A 4,810-nucleotide genomic window follows, 5' to 3' on the forward strand; every position below is an offset into this window, starting at 1 on the left:
CCTTGATATGCACGCCAAGCATTCTCGTATTTGGTTTAAAACCACGACGGCCACCGAGGTCGGCACCGTGGGCAGCTATATTGAAATGGATTTTGGGGTGAATCAAATTGGGGATGAACGCATCAGTAATTCCGCCGCGTCGCGCATTCGGCATGCCTATATAAATTGGCAGTACAATGCCGACAGCGCAATACTGGCTGGGCAGACTTGGAGCACCTTTTTTAATGTGGGTAGCTTGCCGGATACCCTCGATTTTGTCGGTCCGGTCGGCACTTTGTTTGAGCGCCAGGCGCAACTGCGTTGGACGCATTCATTGCGCGGGGCAAGCTTACTGATGTTTGCGATAGAAAATCCTTCAAGCGGTTTCTACGGGGAGGATGGCTCTGCAGCGGGTGCCAGTGCCTACGATAATAATTCCCTGCCGGATATCGTCTTGCGCTTTAACGGTAAATCGGGCGATTTCAGCTATAGCCTTGCTGGCTTGCTGCGGGAGGTCGCCTATAAGCAAAACTATACGAACAGTCAGGCTCAGGCGGTTGTCGGCGACGATAGTGTGTATGGCTACGGGCTTAGTTTTGCCGGTGTTTGGCAGTTAGGCGCCGATGATATTCGCCTGCAATTCAATGCAGGTAATGCTCTGGGTCGTTACCTTGGCTTGCAGACCTACCGCGACGGGGTGATTAAGGATAACGGTGATATCGACTTGATCGACTCAATGGGCGGCTATATCGCGTATCGGCATTTTTGGGCGCCGCAATGGCGCAGCAGTTTGGTGTTGTCAGCAAGCTCCGCGGATAATCCCACTTCCGTCGCGGCGACGACTGCTGCGTCTTATCAAAGTGCGCACGCCAATCTGATATACGCACCTGTAGCGGCACTTAATTTTGGTATTGAATATATTCATGCCAGCAAAACTATTGAACGGCCAGTAAATGGCGACGATAGCGGCGATATCGATCGTCTACAATTTAGTGCGAAATACACGTTTTAGACCCGCTAGGGAGGCTAATCGACTAAGGTCGAATGGTAGATACATAACTTAACTGCAATGCTTGGTTTATAAGACGAAATAAACAGGAGAACACAATCATGGCGTTTCATTCAAAAGAACTGGCGAAAGCCTATTGGCGGGAAAACGTAAAGCTCTTACTCAGCTTGCTCTTTGTGTGGGCGCTGGTGTCGTTCGGCTTTGGGATTCTGTTTGTTGATGCTCTTAATCAAATTCAATTTTTTGGTTTTAAATTGGGTTTTTGGTTTGCTCAGCAAGGGGCCATTTACACCTTTGTGGTGCTGATTTTTGTCTACGTATACAAAATGAATCGCCTTGATGAAAAATACGATGTCCAAGAAGACTAGGGGTGAATGATGGATATTAGAATTTGGACATTTTTAATTGTCGGACTAAGTTTTGTGCTGTATATCGGTATTGCGATTTATTGCAGAGCCGGTACCACCAAAGAATTTTACGTGGCAGGAGGGGGGGTTCACCCTGTTGTTAACGGCATGGCGACGGCGGCGGACTGGATGAGTGCGGCCTCGTTTATCTCAATGGCCGGTCTTATTTCTTTTATGGGTTACGACGGCGCAGTCTATTTAATGGGCTGGACCGGTGGCTATGTATTGTTGGCACTGTGTTTGGCGCCTTACTTGCGTAAGTTCGGCAAATTTACCGTGCCGGACTTTATCGGTGACCGCTATTACTCGCAGACTGCGCGAACCGTCGCGGTGATTTGTGCGATCTTCGTGTCCTTCACTTATGTGGCGGGGCAAATGCGCGGGGTCGGGGTGGTTTTTAGTCGCTTTCTGGAGGTAGACATTACCACCGGCGTGATACTGGGCATGGCGATTGTGTTCTTCTACGCCGTGTTAGGCGGTATGAAGGGCATTACCTACACTCAGGTCGCTCAGTACTGCGTGCTGATGATGGCCTATTTGGTGCCTGCGATTTTTATCTCGATCATGATCACTGGTCATGTGATTCCTCAGTTTGGTTTTGGCGCGACATTGGCGGACGGTTCGGGGGTGACCTTGCTAGACAGGCTTGACGGCCTGTCGGCGGAGCTCGGTTTTGCCGCCTATACCAGTGGCACTAAATCGACAATGGACGTCTTGTTTATTACTGCTGCCTTAATGGTTGGCACGGCGGGCTTGCCCCATGTGATCGTGCGCTTCTTCACGGTTCCCAAGGTGAAGGACGCGCGCAAATCTGCGGGCTGGGCCTTGATCTTTATCGCAGTGCTCTACACCACGGCTCCGGCAGTTGCTGGCTTCGCTCGCCTGAATATGATCAACACTATCAATGGCGCTGATAGTCAGGGTACTGAGTACAGCGAGGCGCCGACGTGGGTAACCAACTGGGAACAAACCGGCTTGATTGGCTGGGAAGATAAAAACGACGATGGCCGTATGTTTTACTCCGGCGATGAACGCAACGAAATGCACATTGACCGAGATATTATGGTCTTGGCCAATCCTGAAATTGCTAATCTGCCAGCTTGGGTTATTGCTCTTGTTGCTGCAGGTGGCGTAGCGGCGGCATTATCGACCTCGGCTGGTTTGCTATTGGTTATCTCCACATCGATCTCCCACGATTTGCTCAAACGCAACTTGATGCCGAATATTTCCGACAAATTAGAGCTTCGTTACGCACGGGGGGCGGCAGCAGTTGCAGTGTGCATCGCTGGGTATTTGGGGATTAATCCGCCGGGCTTTGTGGCGCAGGTGGTAGCCTTTGCCTTTGGCTTGGCGGCATCGAGCTTCTTCCCAGCGATTATTCTCGGCATATTCTACAAGCGCATGAACAAATACGGAGCGATCTCCGGTATGGTTAGCGGCATTGTGTTTACAGCTACGTATATCGTGTACTTCAAGTTCATTAACCCAGCAGCGAGTGTGCCGGAAAACTGGTGGTTTGGTGTGTCGCCAGAAGGCATTGGCACCATGGGCATGCTGGTGAACTTTGTGGTTGCCGGTGTGGTATGTCACTTTACGCCAGCACCACCGCAAGATGTGCAGGATATGGTGGAGAGCATTCGCTACCCACAGGGCGCAGGAGTCGCTCAAGTTCACTAAGCGTACTTAGCGAGAGCTTACTTTACATAAAAAAGCCGCTACCGATTTTCGGTAGCGGCTTTTTTTATGCGCCTAGTTTGAACTGTGGGCTAGTGAAAAGCGGCCATAACAACTTCAAAGCCGATCAGTAGAATAACGATCCACTCGAGGAAAGCGCTGTGGCTGTGGTTTTGCTCGTCGGCCAGTATTTCTAACAGCTCGTGTATGGTGCTAAGTTTTTGAGATAGCACGTCTACCCGCGGTTTGATATCGAGATAGCGGGCTACCTGCATATAAGTCGATTCTAAATTAGGGTACTCCCAGAAAAACTCCGGGGTATCCAGCAAGCCATAATGCAGAATGATATCGCTTTTGGCCGCGAACAGACGGCCGCGAATTTTGGCCAGCTCTTTGCGTCGGAGGGGGATTTTACCCTTTTCTGCCAGTGTTGCCGGTATGTGCGCAGTGGCTTTGATATTATCCAGCACCATGGTTTCGAACACGATTAGCTGGGTAGACTGTGCTAGGGCGTGGGATACCGCTAGCCGGAGCAGGTTATCTTCGCCGGGTAGCGAAATATGGTCGCCGCGGACACTGAGTTGTTCGGCGTTAAGCGTAAACTGAAACAACTCGCGACTGCGTTTGGTCGATTCGAGTAAAATATACGGTGTTACTCGTTTTATGAGTAATTGCTGGTCGTCGTCTGACACTGCCCAGAACACGACGATACCGTATTGAAATAGCCACGCTTCGCCCGAAGCTATGGGGACGTGATAGGCGTCGCGATAGCGGGTGAACTCATACGGCGCCAAAGCCGCGCTCTCAAGCTCTGGTATTTGGAATGCGTCACCCAGATTGATAACGCTAATCGTTGAATTGCAAAATGGCATATTGCCACCTCGTGCGGGGCGCGCCGGCCGGTCGGGAAGTGACAGAATGCCACTGGGCGCGCATCATATTCGCAGTCTATTTATTAGGCAATAATTTTTTGACCAATTTTTGTTCAAGATCAATTAAAGAAAGGGCCTTGCGGCACTCTTTAGTATGCTGATAATACGTGTGCATATACGACTGTTGCAATCGTGACTATATCGCCGTGCATTCTGCAGTATCGTCACAAGAAATTACCGGCTGCGGGTGGAAGTACGAACTATCCTCGGGGTGGCTTGGCACGAGGTTTGTTGGGCGCTTACATATTGCTAACTGGGTGAAACAACGCATCCGTTTTCAGAAGCGGTTTTTTCGCCGTTTAATTTAGTATTTTCCGTTTTTTTATATGTCACCGCGGTAAAATGTTGGCCCGTAAGGGGCTATGATGACTAAAGATTTATATCGGGGTGGGCAATGGCATTAGATTTCGAGGAATTACATCGCTTTGTAGATAGTGTTTTAACGGCCAACGATGGAGACCATTTTAACGTCTTAGGTCTGCGTCCAGAGTATGTTGAGCGGCACCGTGTTGGCATGTCTATGCCATATAGCGAAGCATTGATTGGCGATCCGGATACAGGCGTTATACACGGCGGTGCAATTACGGCCCTACTTGATACTTGTTGCGGCTTTGCTTCGGCGACCGCATTAGATGATTTGGGCATGACACCTACTATTGATTTGCGTATTGATTATATGCGTCCGGCGACGCCGGGTCTTACCGTATACGCCGATGCAGAGGTTTACAGGGTTACTGAAAGTGTTATTTTCACTCGTGCACTTGCTCATCATGGTGACGTTGATAATGCAATTGCGTCGGTAGTCGGTA

5 protein-coding genes are annotated in these 4,810 nt (G+C 49.9%); 4 read left to right on the plus strand and 1 reads right to left on the minus strand.

The features are described 5' to 3' along the window. The 3 genes from ABYT30_RS15625 to ABYT30_RS15635 form a co-directional block, all read left to right on the plus strand. Positions 1-991: DcaP family trimeric outer membrane transporter (locus ABYT30_RS15625; RefSeq protein WP_373097423.1), on the plus strand; the 991-nt coding region annotated here is incomplete at its 5' end. Positions 992-1,089: 98 nt separating this feature from the next. Then, positions 1,090-1,356, plus strand: a complete 267-nt coding sequence (locus ABYT30_RS15630) for a DUF4212 domain-containing protein (protein WP_373083720.1) — start codon at positions 1,090-1,092, stop codon at positions 1,354-1,356. A 9-nt stretch (positions 1,357-1,365) separates the two neighbouring features. Then, entirely contained in the window at positions 1,366-3,072 is a 1,707-nt protein-coding gene (locus tag ABYT30_RS15635; protein ID WP_373097426.1) for a sodium:solute symporter family protein, read from the plus strand. An 89-nt stretch (positions 3,073-3,161) separates the two neighbouring features. On the opposite strand, the gene ABYT30_RS15640 is transcribed toward ABYT30_RS15635, so the two are convergent. After that, a complete protein-coding gene (locus tag ABYT30_RS15640) occupies positions 3,162-3,941 on the minus strand; it encodes an RMD1 family protein (protein ID WP_373097424.1) in 780 nt (259 codons plus the stop codon). A gap of 454 nt (positions 3,942-4,395) precedes the next feature. Between ABYT30_RS15640 and ABYT30_RS15645 the strand changes: the two genes are divergently transcribed. Continuing rightward, the coding region (locus tag ABYT30_RS15645; RefSeq protein WP_373097425.1) for a PaaI family thioesterase at positions 4,396-4,810 on the plus strand (415 nt) is incomplete at its 3' end.

The sequence above is a fragment of the Zhongshania sp. genome (assembly GCF_041623545.1).
Lineage (GTDB): Bacteria > Pseudomonadota > Gammaproteobacteria > Pseudomonadales > Spongiibacteraceae > Spongiibacter.